The sequence below is a fragment of the Streptomyces cupreus genome (assembly GCF_014257025.1).
GTDB classification, from domain to species: domain Bacteria; phylum Actinomycetota; class Actinomycetes; order Streptomycetales; family Streptomycetaceae; genus Streptomyces; species Streptomyces cupreus.
In genome coordinates, this window is record NZ_JACMSF010000005.1 from 83,746 (window position 1) to 106,071 (window position 22,326).

Consider the following 22,326-nt stretch of genomic DNA (forward strand, 5'->3'; position numbering starts at 1 on the left):
TCATGGCGGAGCAGAACCCGCTGAAGATCCACAACCTCCGTCCGGCCCCCGGCGCCAAGACCGCCAAGACCCGTGTCGGTCGTGGTGAGGCGTCGAAGGGTAAGACGGCCGGTCGTGGTACCAAGGGCACCAAGGCCCGCTACCAGGTTCCGGAGCGCTTCGAGGGTGGGCAGATGCCCCTCCACATGCGCCTCCCGAAGCTGAAGGGCTTCAAGAACCCGTTCAAGACCGAGTACCAGGTCGTGAACCTCGACAAGCTGGCCGCGCTCTACCCCGAGGGTGGCGAGGTCACGGTCGAGGGTCTGGTGGCCAAGGGTGCCGTTCGCAAGAACAGCCTCGTCAAGGTCCTCGGCCAGGGCGAGATCTCCGTGGCGCTGCAGGTGACGGTCGACGCCGTCTCCGGCTCCGCCAAGGAGAAGATCACCGCCGTCGGCGGTACCGTCACCGAGCTCGTCTGAACACATCAGGCGTCTCGATGACTTGAGCGATCCCGACCGGGGATACCCCACAAATGGGGTATCCCCGGTCGGTCGTTCCTAGGGTGGCAGTCTCGCGGGTAAGGTGGCCTGCACTGCCAACTTTTACCGAGTGCCTCACAGGCGGCACTCGGAGCGGCAGTTGACCGTTACTTAATCGTCGAACCTCAAGACCGTCACCCTTGACGCAGTAGCGCGGGGGTCGCAGGAGGCACCGTGCTCACCGCGTTCGCCCGGGCGTTCAAGACGCCCGACCTGCGCAAGAAGCTGCTCTTCACGCTCGGGATCATCGTGGTGTACCGCGTCGGTACCCACATCCCGATCCCTGGCGTCGACTACACGTCCGTCCAGCAGTGCGTGGACGAGGCGTCCGGCAACCAGGGCCTCTTCGGTCTGGTCAACATGTTCAGCGGCGGCGCGCTGCTGCAGATCACGGTCTTCGCGCTGGGCATCATGCCGTACATCACGGCGAGCATCATCCTTCAGCTGCTGACTGTGGTGATCCCGCGTCTGGAAGCCCTGAAGAAGGAGGGCCAGTCCGGTACGGCGAAGATCACGCAGTACACCCGTTACCTGACGGTGGCGCTCGCGATCCTGCAGGGCACCGGCCTCGTCGCCACCGCCCGCAGCGGCGCCCTCTTCTCCGGCTGCACGGTCGCCGGCCAGATCGTCCCGGACCGCTCGATCTTCGTGACCGTCACCATGGTCATCACCATGACCGCCGGTACGGCCGTCGTCATGTGGCTCGGTGAGCTGATCACCGACCGCGGTGTCGGCAACGGCATGTCGATCCTGATGTTCATCTCGATCGCCGCGACCTTCCCGTCCGCGCTGTGGGCCATCAAGAAGCAGGGCACCCTGGCCGACGGCTGGATCGAGTTCGGCACCGTCATGCTCGTCGGCCTGGTCATGGTCGGCCTGGTGGTCTTCGTCGAGCAGGCCCAGCGCCGGGTTCCGGTGCAGTACGCGAAGCGCATGATCGGCCGCCGTTCCTACGGTGGTACGTCCACGTACATCCCGCTGAAGGTGAACCAGGCAGGTGTGATTCCTGTCATCTTCGCGTCGTCGCTGCTCTACATTCCGGCCCTGATCGCGCAGTTCTCAAGCAGCGAATCGGGCTGGAAGAGCTGGATCGAAGCGAATCTCGTCACAGGCGACCATCCGATTTACATCACTCTGTACTTCTTGCTCATCGTGTTCTTCGCGTTCTTCTACGTGGCGATCTCCTTCAACCCCGAGGAAGTCGCCGACAACATGAAGAAGTATGGTGGCTTCATCCCGGGCATCCGGGCTGGCCGACCGACCGCTGAGTATCTGAGCTACGTACTCAACCGGATCACCTGGCCGGGTTCGCTGTATCTGGGCCTGATCGCTCTCGTCCCGACGATTGCGTTGGCCGGTTTCGGGGCCAACCAGAACTTCCCGTTCGGTGGCACCAGCATCCTGATCATCGTGGGTGTCGGTCTTGAGACCGTGAAGCAGATCGAGAGCCAGCTCCAGCAGCGCAATTACGAAGGGTTCCTCCGCTGATGCGAATCGTCCTCGTCGGGCCGCCTGGCGCCGGTAAGGGAACGCAAGCCACGCGCCTTGCCGAGAAGCTGAACATCCCGCACATCTCCACGGGCGACCTGTTCCGCGCCAACATCAGCCAGCAGACGGAGCTCGGGAAACTCGCGAAGTCCTACATGGACGCGGGCAATCTCGTGCCGGACGAGGTCACCATCGCGATGGCCAAGGACCGCATGGAGCAGCCGGACGCCGAGGGCGGTTTCCTGCTGGACGGCTTCCCGCGCAATGTGTCCCAGGCCGAGGCGCTGGACGAGCTGCTCAACACCGAGGGCATGAACCTGGACGCGGTGCTGGACCTGGAGGCCCCGGAGGAGGAGGTCGTCAAGCGGATCGCCGGCCGGCGCATCTGCCGTAATGACTCCTCGCACGTCTTCCATGTCTCGTACAAGAAGCCGGCCAAGGAAGGCGTCTGTGACGTCTGCGGCGGCGAGCTGTACCAGCGGGACGACGACTCCGAGGCGACCGTCCGGACGCGGCTCGAGGTCTACCACACGCAGACCGAGCCGATCATCGACTACTACAAGGCGCAGGGTCTGGTCGTGACGATCGAGGCCATGGGTCCGGTGGACGAGGTCACGGGCCGGGCGCTGGCCGCGCTGAAGCGCGAGAGCGCCGAGAACTAGTTCTTCGTACGTCGCTGTAGCCGCGGTTCCCTTGTGAGGGGCCGCGGCTGCTGCGTGGTTGGGCCGCGCACGTATGGTTGTGAAGTAGCCCTTACCCCGGTTTCAGAAAGGCTCCCGCCGCCATGGTGCAGATCAAGACCCCCGAGCAGATCGCCAAGATGCGTGAGGCGGGGCTGGTCGTTGCCGCCATTCACGCGGCCACTCGGGAGGCCGCGGTGCCGGGGGCCAGCACCAAGGATCTGGACGAGGTCGCCCGCAAGGTGCTCGCGGAGCACGGGGCCAAGTCGAACTTCCTCGGGTACGGCGGGTTCCCGGCGACCATCTGCACCTCCGTGAACGAGGTCGTCGTCCACGGCATCCCGTCCGACGAGGTCGTCCTCAAGGACGGGGACATCATCTCCATCGACTGCGGCGCGATCATCGACGGCTGGCACGGTGACGCCGCCTACACCGCTTTCGTGGGGTCCGGTCACGCTCCGGAGCTGGTCGAACTCTCCCGGGTGACGGAAGAGTCCATGTGGGCGGGTATCGCCGCCATGAAGCAGGGCAACCGCCTGGTCGACGTCTCCCGGGCGATCGAGACGTACATCCGCCGCCAGCCCAAGCCCGGCGGCGGCCGCTACGGCATCATCGAGGACTACGGCGGCCACGGCATCGGCACCGAGATGCACATGGACCCGCATCTGCTGAACTATGTCGAGCGCCAGCGCGGCAAGGGCCCGAAGCTGGTCCCCGGCTTCTGCCTCGCCATCGAGCCGATGGTCTCGCTGGGCACCCCGAAGACGGAGGTCCTCCAGGACGACTGGACGGTCATCACGACCGACGGCACCTGGTCCTCCCACTGGGAGCACTCGGTCGCGCTGACCGAGCAGGGGCCGCTGGTACTGACCGCGCCGGACGGGGGCAAGGCCAAGCTCGCCGAGTACGGGATCACCGCCGCCCCGGATCCCGTTGCGTAATGATCTCGGGCGTGGGGCAGACTTCCTCGATTCGTCTTTCCGGGTGCGCTGACGTAGACTGACTCGTCGGCTCTTGTGTACCCGCATGCCTGCATGCGCTCACGCTGAGTCGATCAAGGTAGTCGATTCGAAGGGCGAAGCGTGGCCAAGAAGCAAGGTGCCATCGAGATCGAGGGCACTGTCGTCGAGTCTCTGCCGAACGCCATGTTCAAGGTCGAGCTCCAGAACGGCCACCAGGTCCTGGCACACATCAGCGGCAAGATGCGTATGCACTACATCCGCATCCTCCCTGACGACCGGGTCGTGGTGGAGCTGTCTCCGTACGACCTGACGCGTGGCCGGATCGTCTACCGCTACAAGTAGATCTTGCCCGCATCCCGCCTCGGCGGGGTGATGGCACTGACCCGGAGAACCTCAATCCCATGAAGGTCAAGCCGAGCGTCAAGAAGATCTGCGACAAGTGCAGGGTGATCCGCCGTCACGGTCGGGTCATGGTCATCTGCGAGAACCCGCGCCACAAGCAGCGCCAGGGCTGACGCACGACCATTCCCTCTGCATCGATATCGCAGAGATTCGCGCGACGCGAGCTGAATTTGTTCATACGCAGGGCCCAGGCGCTTCGGTGTCTGACACCCCCGGTTCGGAGGCCGGGGACCCAGTTCGTACCTGGTACGGCGGCTGGGAGTCGGTTCTGCGGAAGACCTCCGAAGATCACCAGGAGCCATTGAATGGCACGCGTTTCCGGTGTTGACATCCCGCGCGACAAGCGCGTGGAGGTCGCCCTCACCTACGTGTTCGGCATCGGCCGGACCCTCTCCCAGGCGACGCTGGCCGCGACCGGCGTCGACCCGAACACCCGCGTTCGCGACCTCTCCGAGGAGCAGCTCGTCGCGATTCGTGAGTACGTCGACAACAACATCAAGACCGAGGGTGACCTCCGTCGCGAGATCCAGGCCGACATCCGCCGCAAGGTCGAGATCGGCTGCTACCAGGGTCTGCGTCACCGCCGTGGGCTGCCGGTCCGCGGTCAGCGCACCAGCACCAACGCCCGCACCCGCAAGGGCCCGCGTCGCGCCATCGCCGGCAAGAAGAAGCCGGGCAAGAAGTAGTCCACAGCGGACTTCGCCGTCCAGCGGTCTTCGCTGTAGGACCGACCACCTCCCGTAGGAGTACAGATGCCCCCCAAGGGTCGTCAGGGCGCTGCCAAGAAGGTGCGCCGCAAGGAAAAGAAGAACGTCGCTCACGGCCACGCGCACATCAAGAGCACGTTCAACAACACGATCGTCTCCATCACGGACCCGTCCGGCAACGTGATCTCCTGGGCCTCCGCCGGCCACGTCGGCTTCAAGGGCTCCCGGAAGTCCACGCCGTTCGCCGCGCAGATGGCCGCCGAGTCGGCTGCCCGCCGCGCCCAGGAGCACGGCATGCGCAAGGTCGACGTGTTCGTCAAGGGCCCGGGTTCCGGTCGTGAGACCGCCATCCGTTCGCTCCAGGCGACGGGTCTTGAGGTCGGCTCCATTCAGGACGTCACCCCGACCCCGCACAACGGCTGCCGTCCGCCGAAGCGTCGTCGCGTCTGACGCGTCGCCTTCGTAGGCTGTGGTTTTCGGGCGGTACGGCTCTGTAAGGGTCGTATCGCCCGTACCCTTGTAGTACCTCAGGGCATCAAATAGTGGGTGCCCCTGAACTGAAGGATTCACATGCTGATCGCTCAGCGTCCCTCGTTGACCGAAGAGGTCGTCGACGAGTTCCGCTCCCGGTTCGTGATCGAGCCGCTGGAGCCGGGCTTCGGTTACACCCTCGGCAACTCCCTCCGCCGGACCCTCCTGTCCTCCATCCCCGGTGCGGCTGTCACCAGCATCCGCATCGACGGTGTCCTGCACGAGTTCACCACCGTGCCGGGCGTCAAGGAGGACGTCACCGACCTGATCCTCAACATCAAGCAGCTGGTCGTCTCCTCGGAGCACGACGAGCCGGTCGTGATGTACCTGCGCAAGCAGGGCCCGGGTCTGGTCACCGCCGCCGACATCGCGCCCCCGGCCGGTGTCGAGGTGCACAACCCCGACCTCGTCCTCGCCACGCTCAACGGCAAGGGCAAGCTGGAGATGGAGCTCACGGTCGAGCGTGGCCGCGGTTACGTCTCCGCCGTGCAGAACAAGCAGGTGGGCCAGGAGATCGGCCGTATCCCGGTCGACTCCATCTACTCGCCGGTGCTCAAGGTCACGTACAAGGTCGAGGCGACCCGTGTCGAGCAGCGCACCGACTTCGACAAGCTGATCGTCGACGTCGAGACCAAGCAGGCGATGCGTCCGCGTGACGCCATGGCCTCCGCCGGTAAGACCCTGGTCGAGCTGTTCGGTCTCGCCCGCGAGCTGAACATCGACGCCGAGGGCATCGACATGGGCCCGTCCCCCACGGACGCCGCCCTTGCCGCCGACCTGGCGCTGCCGATCGAGGAGCTGGAGCTCACGGTCCGCTCCTACAACTGCCTCAAGCGTGAGGGCATCCACTCCGTGGGTGAGCTCGTCGCCCGCTCCGAGGCCGACCTCCTGGACATCCGTAACTTCGGTGCGAAGTCCATCGACGAGGTCAAGGCGAAGCTGGCCGGCATGGGCCTGGCCCTGAAGGACAGCCCGCCCGGATTCGACCCCACGGCCGCCGCCGACGCCTTCGGTGCCGACGACGACGCGGACGCGGGTTTCGTGGAGACCGAGCAGTACTGATCGGTCGTTGCCGGTGAGCATCCGCTCATCGGGTTCCTGACCCCGGTACCTGATACGGCCGGGGCAGACACACAGGAGAAAGAAATGCCGAAGCCCACCAAGGGTGCCCGTCTGGGCGGCAGTGCCGCGCACGAGAAGCTGCTCCTCGCGAACCTGGCGAAGAGCCTCTTCGAGCACGGCCGTATCACCACCACCGAGGCGAAGGCCCGCCGTCTGCGGCCGTACGCCGAGCGTCTGGTGACCAAGGCGAAGAAGGGTGACCTTCACAACCGCCGTCAGGTGCTCCAGGTCATCACGGACAAGAGCGTCGTCCACACGCTCTTCACCGAGATCGGCCCGCGCTACGAGAACCGTCCGGGTGGCTACACCCGTATCACCAAGATCGGTAACCGCCGTGGCGACAACGCGCCCATGGCTGTCATCGAGCTGGTGGAGGCCCTGACCGTGGCCCAGGAGGCCACCGGTGAGGCCGAGGCGGCCACGAAGCGCGCCGCCAAGGACGCCGAGGTTGCCGAGGTCGCCACTGAGTCCAAGGTCGACGTGACCAAGGACGAAGAGGCTGCCGAGGAGTCGAAGGACGCGTAAGCGTTCTGCCCCTTGGGGCGTTGGCGGGTCCGTTCCTTTTCCAGGGGCGGGCCCGCTTTGTGTTGCTGAGAGGATCCAGGGGTGAGTGACGAAGTACAGCCCGGTTACGTCCGTGTCCGGCTCGACCTGTCCTATGACGGGACCGACTTCTCCGGGTGGGCCAAGCAGGCCGGGGGGCAGCGGACCGTGCAGGCGGAGGTCGAGAGTGCGCTGCGGACCGTGACGCGGTCCAAGGAGACGTACGACCTGACCGTGGCCGGGCGGACGGACGCGGGCGTGCATGCGCGGGGGCAGGTGGCGCATGTGGATCTGCCGGCGGAGCTGTGGGAGGAGCACCGGGAGAAGCTGGTGAAGCGGCTCGCGGGGCGGCTGCCCAAGGACGTGCGGGTGTGGGCGCTCACCGAGGCTCCGGAGGGGTTCAACGCGCGGTTCGCGGCTCTGTGGCGGCGCTACATCTACCGGGTCGCCGACCGGCCGGGTGGTGTGGATCCGCTGTTGCGCAGTCATGTGCTGTGGCACGACTGGTGTTTGGACGTCGCCGTGATGGACGCGGCCGCCAAGTCCCTGGTCGGGGAGCACGACTTCGCCGCGTACGCGAAGAAGCGCGAGGGGGCGTCGACGGTTCGGGAGATCTTCGACTTCGGGGTGCGCCGGACCGCCGACGGTGTCGTCGAGATCGAGGTCCGGGCCGACGCCTTCTGCCACAACCAAGTGCGGTCCATGGTCGGCGCGTTGCTGTTCGTGGGCGACGGCCATCGCGGGGTGGAGTGGCCACGGAAGGTGCTCGACGCCCGGGTCAGGGACAGCGCCGTGCATGTCGTACGGCCGCACGGGCTGACCCTGGAAGAGGTCGCCTACCCGGCCGCCGACCAGCTCGCCGAGCGGCAGCGGCAGGCGCGGCGGGTGCGGGGGCAGGTGCACTGAAGGGGGGCCCTGAGTCGCAGGGCCCCCCTTCGCCGTACGTCAGTCCTGGGTGCGGCGGGAGCGGGTGAACCGCACCGCGGCCCAGCCGAGTGCGGTGAGGGCCGCGGCCGCCCCGGCGAGGGTGCCGATGCCCGCGGCGCCGGTCAGGGCGAGGTTGCCCGAGTCGCCCTGGGTGTCGGTGCCCCCGGTGCTGTCAGAGCCGCCGGTCGTGGCGTCGGACGTGCCGGAGGGGCTCGGGGACGGGGAGGGGGTCGCGTCCTCCTCGGTCACCTCGACGGTGAAGCGGATCCCGGCGTCTCCGGCCGACGCGAGGACGTTGTACGTGCCCGGCTCCTCGCCCGCGACCAGCTCGGTGGCGGAGGCCTCGCCATCGGCGTCGGTGGTGACGCTCACGGAGTCCTCGTCGCCCTCGAAGGCCGGGGCGCCCTCCGCCTCGCTCTCCACGGTGAACTCCACCTCGGTGTCCGCCGCCGGAGCGCCGTTCTTGGTCACCTTGACGGTCAGCGGCTCTGCGAAGGCGTCCCCGGGCTCGGCCTGCTGCTCGTCGCCGTCCTTGATCTCGATGGCGTGGCTCGTCTGCCCGACGTGGGCGGTGAAGGTCGTGGAGGCGCTCCCGGACGTGGCCCGGACCGTGAAGGTGCCCTCCTTCTCGCCGGTGATGACGGAGGGGGATGCGGCGCGGCCCTGAGCGTCCGTGCGCACCTCGGTGGGGAAGTCCTCCCACTTCACGCCGAGGCCGTCCGGGTCCTCCAGGGTGAACTTCACCTTCTGCTCGGCCAGCGGCTCGCCGTCCTTGTCGCGGGCCACGACCACCATCGGGTCGGAGACATTGATCGGGAGGATGGTCTGGTCGTCGCCGGACTCCCGCGTCAGCTCGTTCACCACGGGTGCGCCCTTGGGGTCCTTCCACTGGAGGACCACACGGCCGTCGCCGCCGATCTGGTTGGGGCCGCCCTCGCCGACGCCGGAGAGGACCGGGGACAGCTCTCCGTACGGATCGGCCGACCAGAACGGGTCGTCCTTCGCCGGCGGAACGGATGTGCTGCTGCTCAGCATGCGGACGTCGGACATGCGCTCCGGGTCGGCGTAGCTGGAACCGCCACCGCCGCTGCCCGAGTCGCCCGCCGCGTTCTTGCCGGCGCCACCGCCACCGCCCGCGTAGCCACCGCCGCCACCGCCCGCCTGGGCGCCGCCGTCACCGCCGGCGCCGCCCTGCGCGTGATCGGCGCCTGCCGTGCCGCCCTCGCCGCCGACCGCGCCGCCCGTGGCACCCTTCGCGCCCTTGCCGCCGAGGTCCTTCTCAAGGGCGTCCAGGCCGTCCGGAGCGCCGCCGCTTCCGGCGCGACCGTGTGCCATGACGCCCATACCGCCGCCCCCGCCGCCGGCGGCGATGAACAGGGCGGAACCGTCGGCCGCGCGGACTCCGGAGCTCGAACCGCCCTTCCCACCCCAGGTTCCGGAACCGGGCTTGCCGCCGAGAGCGTCCCCGAAGAGCTTGCGGCCGCCGCCGTACCAGCCGCCCACCTTCACGGTCAGGTGCTCGCCGGGGGTGACCTCGAGCGAGCCGGCCACGTACGCGCCCGCGCCGCCGTTGGCGAAGGGGTTGCCGTCGCCGCCCATGCCCCAGGCCCGGACGTCCAACTCCTCCACCCCGGCCGGGACCTGGAAGTCCACGGCCGCGCCGGTGTGGTCGTAGATCCGGCAGTGGGTGAAGCCCTCCGTCGGGTCGCACGGCCTGGACTCGGCCGCGGCGGCCGGCCAGACGCCCCCGACTCCCAGACTGCCCACCAGCAGTGCGGCCGCACCCACGGCGCGCGTGCCCCGGCGCAGCGCGAAAGAACGTCTGTTCATGAACCCCTCCAGTGCAGAACACAGCCCCCTGGGGCGTGTGAAGAGCGGTAGGGAGCGAGATTCCCCTGTCTCGTCCGGGCCCTTGAAAAGAAAGAAGGACCGTGAGCATCATCCCCACCCGGCAGCGGCTATTTTACTGTCACACCAGTCGCATTGGACACTTGAATTGCGAACGTCTTTGCGGAGCAGGGGGGTTGGGGCATTGTTGCCAGTGGGGAGTCACCTTGAGTAAGGGAAGCAAGCATTCGGGGCCGGTGGGCAGACGCTCGGCATTGCGGGTCATGGGGCTCGGGGGTCTGGTCACGGTCGGCGGGATAGGGGCACTGGCCACCGCGGACGCCGCGCCGGCCGAGGGCCTGGGGGTGCCGCCGTACGCGCCGACCGGACGGCGGCCGCGCTATCGCCGGGCGACCTGGAGCCAGCAGTTCCAGTCGGGGCACGGCTGGACGGCGGGCGGCGCGGGGACCGGCTCGTCGAACCCGGTGGACACTGAGTTCTTCACCCGGGGCACGTCCTCGGCCCGGGTGACCACCGCGGGCAGCGGCGTGCAGTCGTACATACGCAAGACCGGTATGACCGCCATGGACCTCAGCGGCAAGATGATCCGGCTGATCTTCCGGGTCACGGACACCGCCCACCTCGGCAGGATCGTCTTCTACCTCGGCAGCTCCGCTCTGAAGAACGCCTTCAGCTGGCGGGTGCACACCCATTCGGCGACCGGGGCCAACTACGTGCAGTCCGGGGAGTGGGTGACGGTCCATCTGCAGTGGGCCGACGTGAGCGGCGCCTCCGGCACGTACAGCCTCTCCGCCACGGGCGAACCGTCCGTGCGGACGGGCTTCACCGACATGTCGTTCGCGGTCTACGACGATGCGGCGGCCCCGGTGACGTACCACCTTCAGGCGGTCGAGCTGGTGCCCGACACCGAGTCCGTGTTCCCCAAGGGCGTCGTGTCCATCACCTTCGACGACTCGCACAAGTCGGTGCACGACCTCGCCCGCCCGGTCATGGACCCGTACGGCATGCCGGGCACGCTCTACAACATCGCCGACGCGATCGGCACCGGATCCTTCGTGAACCTCGCGCAGATGCGCTCGCTCCAGGACTCCTCCGGCTGGGAGATGGCCGGGCACGCCTACGCCAACGCCACGCACACGGCGAGTTACCCCAAACTCACCGCCCAAGAGGTCGACGCGGATTTCGCGAAGCTGCGGGAATGGCTCGTCGGCAACGGATTCACGAGTGAGCACTTCGCTTATCCGCACGGCGCATTTCAGAAGACCACCGACGGAGTGCCCGTCGATGTGCTCGCCACCCGCCACTTCAGCACCGCGCGCTCGATCATTTCCGAGACCATCGAGAGCTTTGCGCCGGCCATGCCGTACCGGCTGAAAGCACTGACCGGAATCACCGATGGAACGGGAATCGGCGGCACCGCGCTGAGCAAGGTGATCGGCGCGGGCGGAGCGTTGGACCGCTGTGCCGGCAGCGGCAGTTGGCTGATCCTGTGCCTCCACAAGATCGTCGCCGGTACGCCGGCGGCGAGCACCGAGATCAGCCAGGCCGGTCTTCGCACGCTGATGGCGGAGATCGACAAGCGCGAGATCGAGGTGCTCACCGTCCAGGAGGCGATGGCGTACTACAGCTGACGGCTAGCGGCGGTCACCGAACCAGCCGTCGTCCTGGTGCTCCGGGGCGTACGGCTGGTTCTCCGGAGCCCACTGCTGTTGCTGCTGCTGTGGGTACGGGCCCTGTGGGTGTTGCGGCTGCTGCGGGATGTGGGGGATGTACGGCTGCTGGGCGTTGCCCTGCTGTCCCTGGTAGGCGTCCTGCTGGCCCTGCCAGGGGTCGTACGTCTGCTGCGGGTGCTGCTGGGCGTGCTGCTGCTGCGCGTACTGCTGCTGCGCGTACTGCTGCTGGTAGGGGTCCTGCACGTGGCCGGGGTACGGCTGCTGATGCTGGGGCTGGGGCGTTCCGTAGCCGTGCGGGGGGACCGGCTGGGGCTGCTGGTGCTGCTGCGGTATGTGCTGCCCCGGCTGGGTCACGCCGTTCCATGCCACCTGCTGCTGGGGCGCGTTGCGGCCCATGTCGCGCAGCTCGCCCTGGGTGTGGCCGGTGTAGGCCTGGGCCATGCCGTTGGGGTTGCGCGGGGAGGCGTGCGGGGCCGTACGGGCCAGGGCGATGCCCTCGAGGCGCATCATCTCGATCGTGGAGGAGACCTGCTGGGACGAGTACTCGTCCTCTTCCTCGTATACCGCGGACACGTCCTGCTCGTGGTCGCCGGCGACGGAGACCTCGACGCCGCCCTGACGGGTGCCCCAGCTGCCCTTGTGCAGGGTGACCAGCGCGTAGAAGCGCAGCGGGGTCAGCAGGAACATGCCGAAGCGTTTGATGAAGCCCATGCCGCGGCGTGGGAAGTCCAGGTACCGGACGTTGCGCAGGTACCCCATGAGGACCATGAAGAGCAGGTAGTCGCCGATGTGGTTGACGAACCGTTCCGGCTGCATGATCGGCAGGATGACCATGGAGTAGAACATCGCCGAGCCGAAGACCAGCCACAGCGCGAGTTCCATGCAGGTCAGCCAGAAGGCGGGCCGGTACTTCTTCTGGTGGGTGAAGGCCCACAGGGACTCACGGAAGAAGGACTTGTTCCAGCGCACCTGCTGGCGCAGGAAGTGCGGCAGCTTCTCGGGGACGGCGGTGTAGCCGACGGCCGTCTCCTGGAAGACGACCTGGCCCTCCATCAGGCAGTAGTTCGTCATGCGCCGGTCGTCGCCGAAGACGGCAGGCTTGCCGAGGAACTGCTGGTTGAGGAAGTCCGGAAGATACTTGCGCACCAGGGAGCCGCGGTACACGGAGAGCGCGCCGCAGCAGCACAGGACCGACTTCAGCCGGGAGTAGGCGGCCCGCTCGAACAGGAACGAGTTGCCGTACCGCAGGTCCTGAAGGCGCGTGAAGATGTTGCTGTCGTGGTTGAGCGCCAGCACCATGCCCGTGGAGGCCATGATCTTCGGGTTGGCCATGGGCAGCAGCAGCTCACGGACCGTGTCCCGGGACAGGATCGTGTCCGAGTCCACGCACAGGAACAGGTCGGAGTAGGGCGCCGCCTCGAAGCCGAGGGCGAGGGCCTCGCGCTTGCCCTTGTTCTCGGGCTGGACGCTGACCGTGTACTTCACGCCCTGCGCCTCGAACTCACGGCGCAGCTTCTTCGCGGCCTTGATGCCGGAGGCGTCGGCGCTGGCGTCGTCGATGATGTGGATCTCGTTGGGGAGCCGGCTCTGCGCGAGGAGGCTGCGCATGCCCTGCTCGAACATCACCGGGTCCTCGTTGTAGATCGGGATGACCGCGGTGACCCAGGAGTTGTCCAGGAGCATCAGCTCCTCGCGGTCCGCCTTGGCGGGCCGGTAGAAGAGCGCTCCGAACATCTTCAGGGCGAGCAGGCCGAGCGCCCCGAACGAGTACAGATGGAGCGAGTCCGGGTCGAGCTTGGTGACGATGACGGCGGCGATGGCGAGGAAGACGAAGTACGAGACCTTCAGATGCCGTCTGCGCTTGTGTCGGCGGCGGCCGTCGGTGTCGACGGCCGCGGGTATGTAGGTGTCGGTCACAGCTTGACCACCTGGGGGTGGTCGGCCGACTTGCCGCGCGTGTCGAAGAGCAGGCGGCAGCGGTCGGCCAGCGCGTCCAGGTCGAGCTCGCTGTGCTGCTGGAGAAGGATGGTCAGATCGGCTTCGGCCGCACCGGCGAGGTAGTCCTCGACGCGGGGCACCGAGGTGCCCTCGACGGTCCAGTCCTCGACGCGGGGGTCGTAGTAGACGAGGTCGGCGCCGCGTTCGAGCAGCAGCTCGGCCACGTCGACCGCGGGACTCTCCCGCTGGTCGGAGATGTCCGGCTTGTAGGTGACGCCGAGCAGGAGGACGCGCGAGCCACGGATCGGCTTGCCCTGCTTGTTGAGCAGGTCGGCCGCGCGTGAGACGACATGGGCGGGCATCCGCTGGTTGATCTCCTGGGCCAGTTCCACGAACCGGAACGGTATACCGAGCGAACGTACCTTGTAAGAAAGGTAGTTCGGGTCGATCGGGATGCAGTGACCGCCGACGCCGGGGCCCGGGAAGAAGGGCGCGAAGCCAAAAGGCTTGCTGGAGGCGCAGCGGATGGCGTCCCAGAGGTCGACGTCGATCTCGCGGCAGAACATCGCCATCTCGTTGACGAGCGCGATGTTCACGTGCCGGTAGGTGTTCTCCAACAACTTGGCCATCTCGGCTTCACGGGTGCCCTTGGCCTCCACCACGCTGCCCACGAAGCGCTCGTACAGCGCGCGGGCCGCCTTGGTGCAGTCGGGGGTGGTGCCGCCGACGACCTTGGGCGTGTTCTCCAGGCCGTAGGTCGGGTTCCCCGGGTCGATGCGCTCGGGGGAGAAGGCGAGGTAGAAGTCGACGCCCGCCTTCAGGCCGCCGGCCTCCAGGCGCGGGCGGACGACCTCGTCGGTGGTGCCCGGGTAGGTCGTGGACTCCAGGACGACCAGGGTGCCGGGCTTGAGGTGGGCCGCGATGTCCGCGACGGCGGAGTCGACCGCGCCGAGGTTGGGCGCGCCGTGCTCGGTCAGCGGGGTGGGCACACAGATCACGACGGCGTCCGCGTCCGCGATGACCTCGGGCGAGGAGACCGCGCGGAAACCCTGGTCGAGCATGGTGCGCACATCGGCATCGCTGATGTCGTCCACGTGCGACGAACCCGAGGACAGTCCCCGCACCACGGACTCACTCCGGTCGAGTCCGACGACCCTCAGACCGGAAGCGCTTGCTGCCCGGGCAAGCGGCAGCCCGACATAGCCGAGCCCGATGATCACGAGATCGACAGTGGAGTTTCGGTTCACGGCAATACTTCCCACCCCGGCGCCACCCAAGCCCCCAGCCCGGGCGCACAGTCATCCATCGAATACAGGAACGAGAAGGCTAACAGTGCCCACACATGTGTTCACACGTCGCACACAGTCGTTTTTGTCACTCGAAAGCGCGTACAACCCTTCGTCATGGTCATGAGTCGGGTCGTTTGTCGTCGGATTCCGGTCTGAAACCGACCCTGGCGCACGGCGCGGCGACGGGTACCCTCTTGCCGATTCCACATCCGCCGGGCGCACGCCCCGCGCCCCTGAAGGAGACCCACGTGGCGTCCCGCCGTCAACCCCGCCGTCGCAGTGGCATAGCCCGAGCCTTCAAGGTCCTGCTCGTGGTGGCCGTCCTCGCCGGCGGCGTCCTGGCCGCCAAGCCGGTGTGGAACCACTTCAACCCGGAGGACCCCGAGCTCACGGTCCGCTACCGGACGGAGACCTCGGCCGAGGCCGACGCCGTCCGCCCGTGGCTGGAGGTCTTCAACACCTCCGAGAAGCCGGTCCCGCTGAGCGAGGTCGCCCTGCGGTACTACTTCACCGCCGACGGGGACGCGTCGTACGGCTTCAACTGCGTGGAAGCGGCGGTCGGTTGCTCGAATCTGACCGGCGCCGTGGTTGCCATGGACGCGCCGCACGAGGGCGCCGATCACTATCTGGAGCTCGGCTTCACCGAGAAGGCGGGCGTGCTGAAGCCCGGCGCGAACAGCGAGGGTCTGGAGATCCAGCTCTACCGGACCGACCACAAGCCGGTCGACCAGGACGGCGACTGGTCCTACGACGCCTCGAAGAAGACGTACCAGAGCTCCGACCGGATCCCCGCCTACAAGCGCGGCGCCCTGGTGTGGGGCGAGGAGCCCGGCGGCAAGGGCGCCGAGGCCTCGGCCAAGCCCGTGTCCCGGGCCGTGCCCGAGCTGCCCGAGGGCGGGTTCTTCGACGACTTCAACTACCGGGGCCCGAAGGACACCGCGCTGTTCAAGCACGGCTGGCTGGTGCGCACCAGCGAGGGCGGGCCCGGCATCGAGAGCACGTGGACCACGAAGGGCGTCACGTTCCCGGGCGACGACGAGGCGCTCGGCGGTCAGGTGCTCAACCTGCGCGCCGCCACCGACGGCACGGAGGCCGGCACCAGGCAGGCGGCCCTCGGCACGAAGGAGTCCAAGTTCCGCACCGGCACCTACGCGGCCCGGATCCACTTCACCGACAAGCCGACCACCGGTGAGAACGGCGACCACATCAACCAGACGTTCTTCACCATCGGCGGCTCGGGCAGCAAGTACGCCGAACTCGACAACGAGTACATGCCGAACGGCGGTTGGGGCGCGCCCGGACCCAAGCTGGACACCACCACCTGGCGCAACGCCGACGAGGGCGACCGCGTCACCAGCAAGACCGAGAAGAGCATGGCCGGCTGGCACACCATGGTGATCACGGTCGACAAGGAGTCCGTCACCTACAGCATCGACGGCAAGACCCTCTACCGCAGCGGCTCGGACTACGCCCCGCGCGCCGACATGGCGATCAACTTCAACACCTGGTTCGTGGACCTGCCGTTCACCGGCGACCGGGCCTGGGACATGAAGGTCGACTGGATCTACCACCAGGCCGGCGAGAAGCTCACGGCGAAGGAGGCCGAGGAGGCCGCCAAGGAGTTCCAGGGCGACGGCGTCGGCTGGTTCGACACGCTGTCCAAGTCCTGAGGGGTCAGCCCGCCTGAGCCGCCGCCGACGCCTGCGTCTCGCCCCGGCGTCGGATCTGGTCGAAGGTGAACCGCTGAAGGTCGTCGTCGGTCGCGAACACCTTGGTGTCCTTGGTCGTGACGTCCTTGCCGCTGGTGAACCCGGTGACCGTGAAGTAGGCGTAGCGGCCGTTGGAGTTGCGCGTGGTGCGGCAGACCGCGGCGTTGCAGAAGGGTTTCACGCCCTTGCCGGACAGCGCCTTCACGATGCTCTTGTCGTCGGTCTGGCCCTTGGCCTTGGTTGCCTGCGCCTCGGTGTCGAAGACGGCCACGCCGACCGTGACCGCGACACCGCCGTTGACGTAGGTGACCCGCATCAGACGGGTGCAGCCGTTGGCGTCGAGGATCTTCGGCAGGGTCTTCAGGGCGGCCGAGGAGCAGTCCTTGGTGTCGGCCGTCGGACCCTTCTTGTAGAGGGTCTCGCCCAGAGTCAGCTGCGAGCCCGGGAAGAGGGTCTCGGGGCTGAGCGGGGCGGTGTCCTTCTTGGCGCTCGCGATGAAGTCGTTCGGATCCAGCGGGGGCGGCGCGCTCGTCGGTTCGAAGGACGGCGCCGGGCCCGTGGACCCGCTCGGTATGTCCGCGGTCGCGGGAAGCTGCGCGGTCGGCTTGTTGGAGGCCTCGTCGCCGTTGGCCGACACCACGGCCACGGCGACCGCCGCGGCTATCCCGACCGTGGCCAGCGCGCCACCGCCGATGAACAGCAGCCGACGTCGCTTGTTACGGGACTCGGACGCCTCGGCGAGCGCGGCCCAGTCCGGGGTCCGGCTGTCGCCGCCGCTGTTCCACGGCTGCTGGGAATGCGGTTTCCAGGGATCCCACTGGGACTGGGGTCCCCCCTGCTGCCCGAAACTCATGGAGCGCATCTTAGACGGGACGGGGGTGTGCCGTTCCGCCTCAAGAACCCCTGGGGCGCCTGACGTTACGCCGATGAGCGTGCACAGAAGCGACATTTCCGGGTGGTTGGTGCGACCCGCGTCCTGGCATCTGTGGGCGCTCCGCCTTCGCCGGACGTTGCGGCGGCGGGCCTTCCCGGGCGCGCTCACGCTGTGTGTGCAGGCGTTCACGATCGTTTGGCGCTGCTGGGCGGGGGGAGCGCCGGATGGGGGTAAAATCGGCTCCTGCAACGGCAGTGGCCTCGTTTTGACCCGTCCGGGGAAGCCCAGGTATTCTGCCTGTTCGTTGTGTATTGGCTTGCTCATTCTCACGGGACGGGCCCTTACACCGGTCCACCGGGCCGATGACCAGCGACCAGCGCGCGGTTTGCGTCACCGCAGCGCGGTCAAGGCTGTCGTGATCGTTTCGGTGACCTGTTCAGGACCATTCACTCGAAGCGAAGGCTACGAACCGTGCGTACGTACAGCCCCAAGCCCGGCGATGTGACGCGCCAGTGGCACGTCATCGACGCTCAGGACGTTGTCCTGGGCCGTCTCGCCACCACCGCAGCGACCCTCCTCCGGGGCAAGCACAAGCCGATCTACGCCCCCCACGTCGACGCTGGTGACTTCGTCATCATCATCAACGCGGACAAGGTGCACCTGTCCGGCAACAAGCGGACCCAGAAGATGGCGTACCGCCACTCCGGCTACCCGGGTGGTCTGCGTTCCGTCCGTTACGACGAGCTCCTCGACAAGAACCCTGAGAAGGCGATCGAGAAGGCCGTCAAGGGCATGCTCCCCAAGAACTCCCTGGGCCGTCAGATGCTCTCGAAGCTGAAGGTCTACAAGGGTGACCAGCACCCGCACGGCGCGCAGCAGCCGCAGCCGTACGAGATCACCCAGGTCGCGCAGTAAGTCCGGCCACCCCCTAAGACTGAAGAGAATCTGAGGAGAATCGTGGCCGAGACCACTGCCGAGCAGCCGCTCGAAGAGCTTGACATCGACAGCTACACCACCGAGTCCGAGGTCCCCGTCGAGGGCGAGTACACCTCGGAGTCCCTGGCCTCCCGCTTCGGCGAGCCCCAGCCGGCCGCCGGCCTGGGCCGCCGCAAGAACGCCATCGCCCGCGTCCGGATCGTCCCGGGCACCGGCAAGTGGAAGATCAACGGCCGCACCCTTGAGGACTACTTCCCCAACAAGGTGCACCAGCAGGAAGTCAACGAGCCGTTCAAGGTCCTGGAGCTCGAGGGCCGCTACGACGTCATCGCCCGCATCGCGGGTGGCGGTGTCTCCGGTCAGGCCGGTGCGCTCCGCCTCGGTGTCGCCCGTGCGCTGAACGAGGCCGACGTCGACAACAACCGCGGCCCGCTCAAGAAGGCCGGCTTCCTCCGCCGCGACGACCGTGCGGTCGAGCGCAAGAAGGCCGGTCTGAAGAAGGCCCGCAAGGCTCCGCAGTACAGCAAGCGCTAAGCTTCGCTGCCTGCAGCTCGTACTCGCACTTCAGCAGTACGTCCGAACGCCCCGGCGGCACGCCACAGTGCCGCCGGGGCGTTCGTTTATCACGGTCTTGGGCGTATAACGACACAAGACGCTCAAAGGCACATGTGATCGGACGATCTCCGAACTGACGCTTCATCAGGAGGACAAGTGGGACGACTCTTCGGCACGGACGGCGTGCGTGGTGTCGCCAACGCGGATCTGACCGCCGAGATGGCGCTCGGTCTGTCGGTCGCGGCGGCCCACGTGCTGGCTGAGGCGGGCACCTTCGAGGGCCACCGGCCGACTGCGGTGGTCGGACGGGACCCGCGCGCGTCGGGGGAGTTCCTGGAAGCCGCCGTGGTCGCCGGTCTGGCAAGCGCGGGTGTCGACGTGCTGCGGGTCGGTGTGCTGCCGACGCCCGCGGTGGCGTATCTCACCGGCGCGCTCGGCGCCGACCTCGGTGTCATGCTCTCCGCCAGCCACAACGCCATGCCGGACAACGGCATCAAGTTCCTCGCGCGCGGCGGGCACAAGCTCGACGACGAGCTGGAGGAGCGGATCGAGGCCGTCTACGAGGAGCACCGGCGCGGTGAGCCCTGGGAGCGGCCCACCGGCGCGGGCGTCGGCCGGGTCCGGGAGTACGACGAGGGCTTCGACAAGTACATCGCCCACCTCGTCGCCGTACTGCCCAACCGGCTCGACGGGCTGAAGATCGTCCTCGACGAGGCGCACGGTGCCGCTTCGCGGGTGTCGCCGGAGGCGTTCTCGCGGGCCGGGGCCGAGATCATCACGATCGGGGCCGAGCCGGACGGGCTCAACATCAACGACGGCTGTGGATCGACCCACCTCGATCTGCTGAAGGCCGCCGTCGTCGAGCACGGCGCTCATTTCGGCATCGCCCACGACGGTGACGCCGACCGCTGTCTGGCCGTCGACCACACCGGTGAGGAGGTGGACGGCGATCAGATCATGGCCGTACTCGCGCTGGCGATGCGGGAGCGTTCCGCACTGCGCTCCGGCACCGTTGTCGCGACCGTCATGTCCAACCTCGGGTTCAAGCTGGCGCTTGAGCGGGAGGGGCTGAAGATCGTCCAGACCGCTGTCGGTGACCGGTATGTGCTGGAGGAGATGAAGGAGCACGGATACGCGCTCGGCGGTGAGCAGTCCGGGCACGTGATCATCCTCGATCACGCGACGACCGGGGACGGCACGCTGACCGGGCTCATGCTCGCGGCTCGCGTCGCGGAGACCGGGCGGTCCCTGCGGGAGCTGGCCTCTGTGATGGAGCGGCTGCCTCAGGTGCTGATCAATGTGCCTGATGTCGATCGGTCGCGGGTCAAGACGTCCGGGGAGCTGGCGGCTGCCGTCGCGGAGGCGGAGGCGGAGCTGGGGTCCACGGGGCGGGTGCTGCTGCGGTCGTCCGGGACCGAGCCGCTTGTTCGGGTGATGGTCGAGGCCGCGGATATCGATCAGGCTCGGTCTGTTGCCGGGCGGCTTGCCGATGTTGTGAAGTCGGCGTTGGGGTAGTTCGCCTCCCCCGTGCCGTCAGGCACGTTGGCGCTGCCGCTTCCAGAAGTACTTCTGGGCCAGCAGCGTCAGCGTGCCGGCCAGGATGATGCCCAGGAGGTTCAGCAGTAGCTGTTCCGTCGAGCCCCAGGTCTGTTCGGTGTCGCCGTAGCTCAGGGCCACTGCCGCGTTGGCTGCTGCCGGGACCGTGGTGACCGAGATGGCCACGCCTACCAGGGCGCCCGACTTGGACGAGGTCAGGGAGAGGGTGCCGGCCGCGCCGGCCAGGACCGCGACGATGAACGAGAACGCGTCGGGGGCGTAGACGAAGCTGGTCTGGGGACGGTCGTCGTCCAGTTGCTCCTGGCTGAACAGGTCGATCGAGTCCATGAAGAGGCTGAACCCGACGGTCACCGCCATGGCCACGGCGAAGCCGACGATCAGCGCCGTGAGCGACCGCAGCGCCAGTCGTGGGGCGCGCTGCACCAGCGCCGTGGAGAAGCCCGCCAGCGGGCCGAACTCCGGGCCGACGGCCATCGCGCCCACGATCAGGATGGCGTTGTCCAGCACCACACCGCAGGCCGCGATCATCGTGGCGAGGGTGATGAACGCGAGGTAGGTGACGGAGAGCGTCGACTCCTCGTGCGTCGCGTCCGTCAGGTGCTCCCACAGGACCGCGTCCGCGCCCTCGCCGGGTGCCTCCGCCTCGGCCTTGTCCGCGCGCTTGGACAGCGAGAGGTCGATGTTCTCGACGGCGATGGAGCCGCTGTCCTCGATGCCCAGCCGCTGGAGCCCGCTGAGGAGTCCGTCGCCCGCCTCGCGTGCCACGTCGCACAGCACGACGTCCCCGGCGGGGTTGTGGGCGGTGCCCGGCAGCACCACCAGATGGGTGGCTCCGACCGTCCCCTCGATCAGGCGGACCACGTCGTCGGTCTTGTCGGACGGCGTGATCAGGCGCAGATGCAGCATGGGCGCCTTTTTATCAGCTCACAACTTCCGCAGGCTCAGCCGCTGCACCTTGTGGTCGGGGCCCTTGCGGACGACGAGGGTCGCACGGCCCCGGGTCGGGGCCACGTTCTCCACCAGGTTGGGCTTGTTGATGGTCCGCCAGGTCGTACGGGCGTAGTCCAGGGCGTCCTCCTCGGAGACCTGGGTGTACTTGCGGAAGTACGAGGACGGGTTCTGGAAGGCCGTCGCGCGCAGCTTCTTGAAGCGGTTGAGGTACCAGCGCTCGATGTCCTCGGTGCGGGCGTCGACGTACACGCTGAAGTCGAAGTAGTCGGCGAGGCCGACGCGGGTGCGGCCGTCCTTGCCGGGGAGTGCGGGCTGGAGGACGTTCAGGCCCTCGACGATCAGGATGTCCGGGCGGCGGACCGTGAGCTTCTGGCCCGGGACGATGTCGTAGATGAGGTGGGAGTAGACGGGGGCGGTGACCTCGTCCTTGCCCGCCTTGATGTCGGCGACGAAACGGGTCAGGGCGCGGCGGTCGTACGACTCGGGGAAGCCCTTCCTCGACATCAGGCCCCGCGCCTCCAGCTCCTTGGTCGGCAGCAGGAAGCCGTCCGTGGTGACCAACTCCACACGCGGGTGCTCGGGCCAGCGGGAGAGCAGCGCCTGGAGGAGACGGGCGACCGTGGACTTGCCGACGGCGACCGAGCCGGCGACCCCTATGACGAACGGGGTGCCGGACTGGGAGCCCCCTTCGCCGAGGAAGGTGTTGAGCGCGCTTCTGAGGCCGTCCGTGGCGCCGACGTACAGATTGAGCAGGCGGGAGAGCGGGAGGTAGATGTCCCGCACCTCGTCGAGGTCGATGACGTCGCCGAGACCGCGCAGCTTCTCGACTTCCTCGGCGGAGAGCGGCAGCGGCGTCTTGTCGCGCAGCGCGCTCCACTCGGCTCGGGTGAGGTCGACGTAGGGAGTCGCCTCCGGCCTTGGCCGGTGGGCGCTCCGGGGCATCGGAGAGACCGGAGAGATCACAGTCCATTGTTACGGGAGTACGAACGGGCGGTGGGGTGGGATCCGTCACGCACCCAGGGTTTCGGGGCGAACCGGGGCAAGGCGGGGAATGTCAGTGGCGTGCGTCACAGTTGTGGGAGAGGTGGGCCCAGGCAGGGTCCACCCGGACATGAC

The 22,326-nt window shown here is 67.8% G+C and carries 22 protein-coding genes; 16 read left to right on the forward strand and 6 right to left on the reverse strand.

All coding sequences use genetic code 11. From position 1 onward, the window contains the following. The first annotated feature begins 2 nt into the window (after positions 1–2). The 11 genes from rplO to truA all read left to right on the forward strand — a co-directional run bounded on the left by rplO (position 3) and on the right by truA (position 7,859). Positions 3–458: a 50S ribosomal protein L15 gene (rplO, locus tag H4N64_RS06530; RefSeq protein WP_186281136.1), complete on the forward strand. Its 456-nt coding sequence runs from the start codon at positions 3–5 to the stop codon at positions 456–458. A gap of 234 nt (positions 459–692) precedes the next feature. Continuing rightward, positions 693–2,006 carry a preprotein translocase subunit SecY gene (secY, locus tag H4N64_RS06535; RefSeq protein ID WP_186281137.1) on the forward strand — a complete coding sequence of 438 codons (1,314 nt, stop codon included), beginning with the start codon at positions 693–695 and terminating at the stop codon, positions 2,004–2,006. Then, positions 2,006–2,668, forward strand: a complete 663-nt coding sequence (locus H4N64_RS06540; protein WP_186281138.1) for an adenylate kinase — start codon at positions 2,006–2,008, stop codon at positions 2,666–2,668. Before secY ends, H4N64_RS06540 begins: the two co-directional genes overlap by 1 nt. A gap of 122 nt (positions 2,669–2,790) precedes the next feature. Next, positions 2,791–3,627, forward strand: coding sequence for a type I methionyl aminopeptidase (map, locus tag H4N64_RS06545; protein WP_186281139.1), 837 nt, complete (start codon positions 2,791–2,793; stop codon positions 3,625–3,627). A gap of 141 nt (positions 3,628–3,768) precedes the next feature. Next, the gene (gene infA / locus H4N64_RS06550) at positions 3,769–3,990 is read left to right on the forward strand and encodes a translation initiation factor IF-1 (protein WP_003948620.1); all 222 of its coding nucleotides are present in this window, start codon (positions 3,769–3,771) and stop codon (positions 3,988–3,990) included. Between the two features lie 59 nt (positions 3,991–4,049). Continuing rightward, positions 4,050–4,163: a 50S ribosomal protein L36 gene (gene rpmJ / locus H4N64_RS06555; RefSeq protein ID WP_003998809.1), complete on the forward strand. Its 114-nt coding sequence runs from the start codon at positions 4,050–4,052 to the stop codon at positions 4,161–4,163. Between the two features lie 192 nt (positions 4,164–4,355). Then, on the forward strand, positions 4,356–4,736 hold the full coding sequence (gene rpsM / locus H4N64_RS06560; protein WP_015658452.1) for a 30S ribosomal protein S13: 381 nt from the start codon (positions 4,356–4,358) through the stop codon (positions 4,734–4,736). A 66-nt stretch (positions 4,737–4,802) separates the two neighbouring features. Beyond that, positions 4,803–5,207: a 30S ribosomal protein S11 gene (rpsK, locus tag H4N64_RS06565; RefSeq protein WP_003956432.1), complete on the forward strand. Its 405-nt coding sequence runs from the start codon at positions 4,803–4,805 to the stop codon at positions 5,205–5,207. Between the two features lie 120 nt (positions 5,208–5,327). Further along, entirely contained in the window at positions 5,328–6,350 is a 1,023-nt protein-coding gene (locus H4N64_RS06570) for a DNA-directed RNA polymerase subunit alpha (RefSeq protein WP_003966937.1), read from the forward strand. An 84-nt stretch (positions 6,351–6,434) separates the two neighbouring features. Continuing rightward, on the forward strand, positions 6,435–6,935 hold the full coding sequence (rplQ, locus tag H4N64_RS06575; RefSeq protein WP_186281140.1) for a 50S ribosomal protein L17: 501 nt from the start codon (positions 6,435–6,437) through the stop codon (positions 6,933–6,935). 81 nt (positions 6,936–7,016) lie between these two features. Continuing rightward, complete coding sequence (gene truA, locus H4N64_RS06580) at positions 7,017–7,859, forward strand: tRNA pseudouridine(38-40) synthase TruA (protein WP_186281141.1); 843 nt, start codon at positions 7,017–7,019, stop codon at positions 7,857–7,859. A 39-nt stretch (positions 7,860–7,898) separates the two neighbouring features. Here the strand turns inward: truA and H4N64_RS06585 are convergent, their stop codons facing one another. Further along, the gene (locus H4N64_RS06585; protein WP_186281142.1) at positions 7,899–9,710 is read right to left on the reverse strand and encodes a glycine-rich protein; all 1,812 of its coding nucleotides are present in this window, start codon (positions 9,708–9,710) and stop codon (positions 7,899–7,901) included. Between the two features lie 224 nt (positions 9,711–9,934). Between H4N64_RS06585 and H4N64_RS06590 the strand changes: the two genes are divergently transcribed. Further along, positions 9,935–11,359: a polysaccharide deacetylase family protein gene (locus tag H4N64_RS06590; protein WP_186281143.1), complete on the forward strand. Its 1,425-nt coding sequence runs from the start codon at positions 9,935–9,937 to the stop codon at positions 11,357–11,359. A 3-nt stretch (positions 11,360–11,362) separates the two neighbouring features. On the opposite strand, the gene H4N64_RS06595 is transcribed toward H4N64_RS06590, so the two are convergent. Next, positions 11,363–13,318 (reverse strand): glycosyltransferase, encoded by a 1,956-nt coding sequence (locus H4N64_RS06595; RefSeq protein ID WP_186281144.1) that lies wholly within the window; start codon positions 13,316–13,318, stop codon positions 11,363–11,365. Continuing rightward, entirely contained in the window at positions 13,315–14,586 is a 1,272-nt protein-coding gene (locus H4N64_RS06600; protein ID WP_186281145.1) for a nucleotide sugar dehydrogenase, read from the reverse strand. Before H4N64_RS06600 ends, H4N64_RS06595 begins: the two co-directional genes overlap by 4 nt. A 290-nt stretch (positions 14,587–14,876) precedes the next feature. On the opposite strand from H4N64_RS06600, the gene H4N64_RS06605 reads away from it, so the two are divergent. Beyond that, positions 14,877–16,298 (forward strand): cellulose binding domain-containing protein, encoded by a 1,422-nt coding sequence (locus H4N64_RS06605; protein WP_186281146.1) that lies wholly within the window; start codon positions 14,877–14,879, stop codon positions 16,296–16,298. A 4-nt stretch (positions 16,299–16,302) separates the two neighbouring features. Here the strand turns inward: H4N64_RS06605 and H4N64_RS06610 are convergent, their stop codons facing one another. Next, complete coding sequence (locus H4N64_RS06610) at positions 16,303–17,190, reverse strand: hypothetical protein (RefSeq protein ID WP_186281147.1); 888 nt, start codon at positions 17,188–17,190, stop codon at positions 16,303–16,305. A gap of 492 nt (positions 17,191–17,682) precedes the next feature. On the opposite strand from H4N64_RS06610, the gene rplM reads away from it, so the two are divergent. The 3 genes from rplM (at position 17,683) to glmM (ending at position 20,217) form a co-directional block, all read left to right on the forward strand. Beyond that, positions 17,683–18,126 carry a 50S ribosomal protein L13 gene (gene rplM, locus H4N64_RS06615; RefSeq protein WP_003998796.1) on the forward strand — a complete coding sequence of 148 codons (444 nt, stop codon included), beginning with the start codon at positions 17,683–17,685 and terminating at the stop codon, positions 18,124–18,126. A gap of 42 nt (positions 18,127–18,168) precedes the next feature. Then, on the forward strand, positions 18,169–18,681 hold the full coding sequence (rpsI, locus tag H4N64_RS06620) for a 30S ribosomal protein S9 (RefSeq protein ID WP_003998795.1): 513 nt from the start codon (positions 18,169–18,171) through the stop codon (positions 18,679–18,681). A 177-nt stretch (positions 18,682–18,858) separates the two neighbouring features. Then, a complete protein-coding gene (gene glmM, locus H4N64_RS06625) occupies positions 18,859–20,217 on the forward strand; it encodes a phosphoglucosamine mutase (protein WP_186281148.1) in 1,359 nt (452 codons plus the stop codon). 18 nt (positions 20,218–20,235) lie between these two features. On the opposite strand, the gene H4N64_RS06630 is transcribed toward glmM, so the two are convergent. Together H4N64_RS06630 and coaA are read right to left on the reverse strand one after the other, a co-directional pair. Then, entirely contained in the window at positions 20,236–21,165 is a 930-nt protein-coding gene (locus H4N64_RS06630) for a DUF389 domain-containing protein (protein ID WP_186281149.1), read from the reverse strand. 18 nt (positions 21,166–21,183) lie between these two features. After that, positions 21,184–22,152: a type I pantothenate kinase gene (gene coaA, locus H4N64_RS06635; protein WP_186281150.1), complete on the reverse strand. Its 969-nt coding sequence runs from the start codon at positions 22,150–22,152 to the stop codon at positions 21,184–21,186. Positions 22,153–22,326 lie beyond the last annotated feature (174 nt).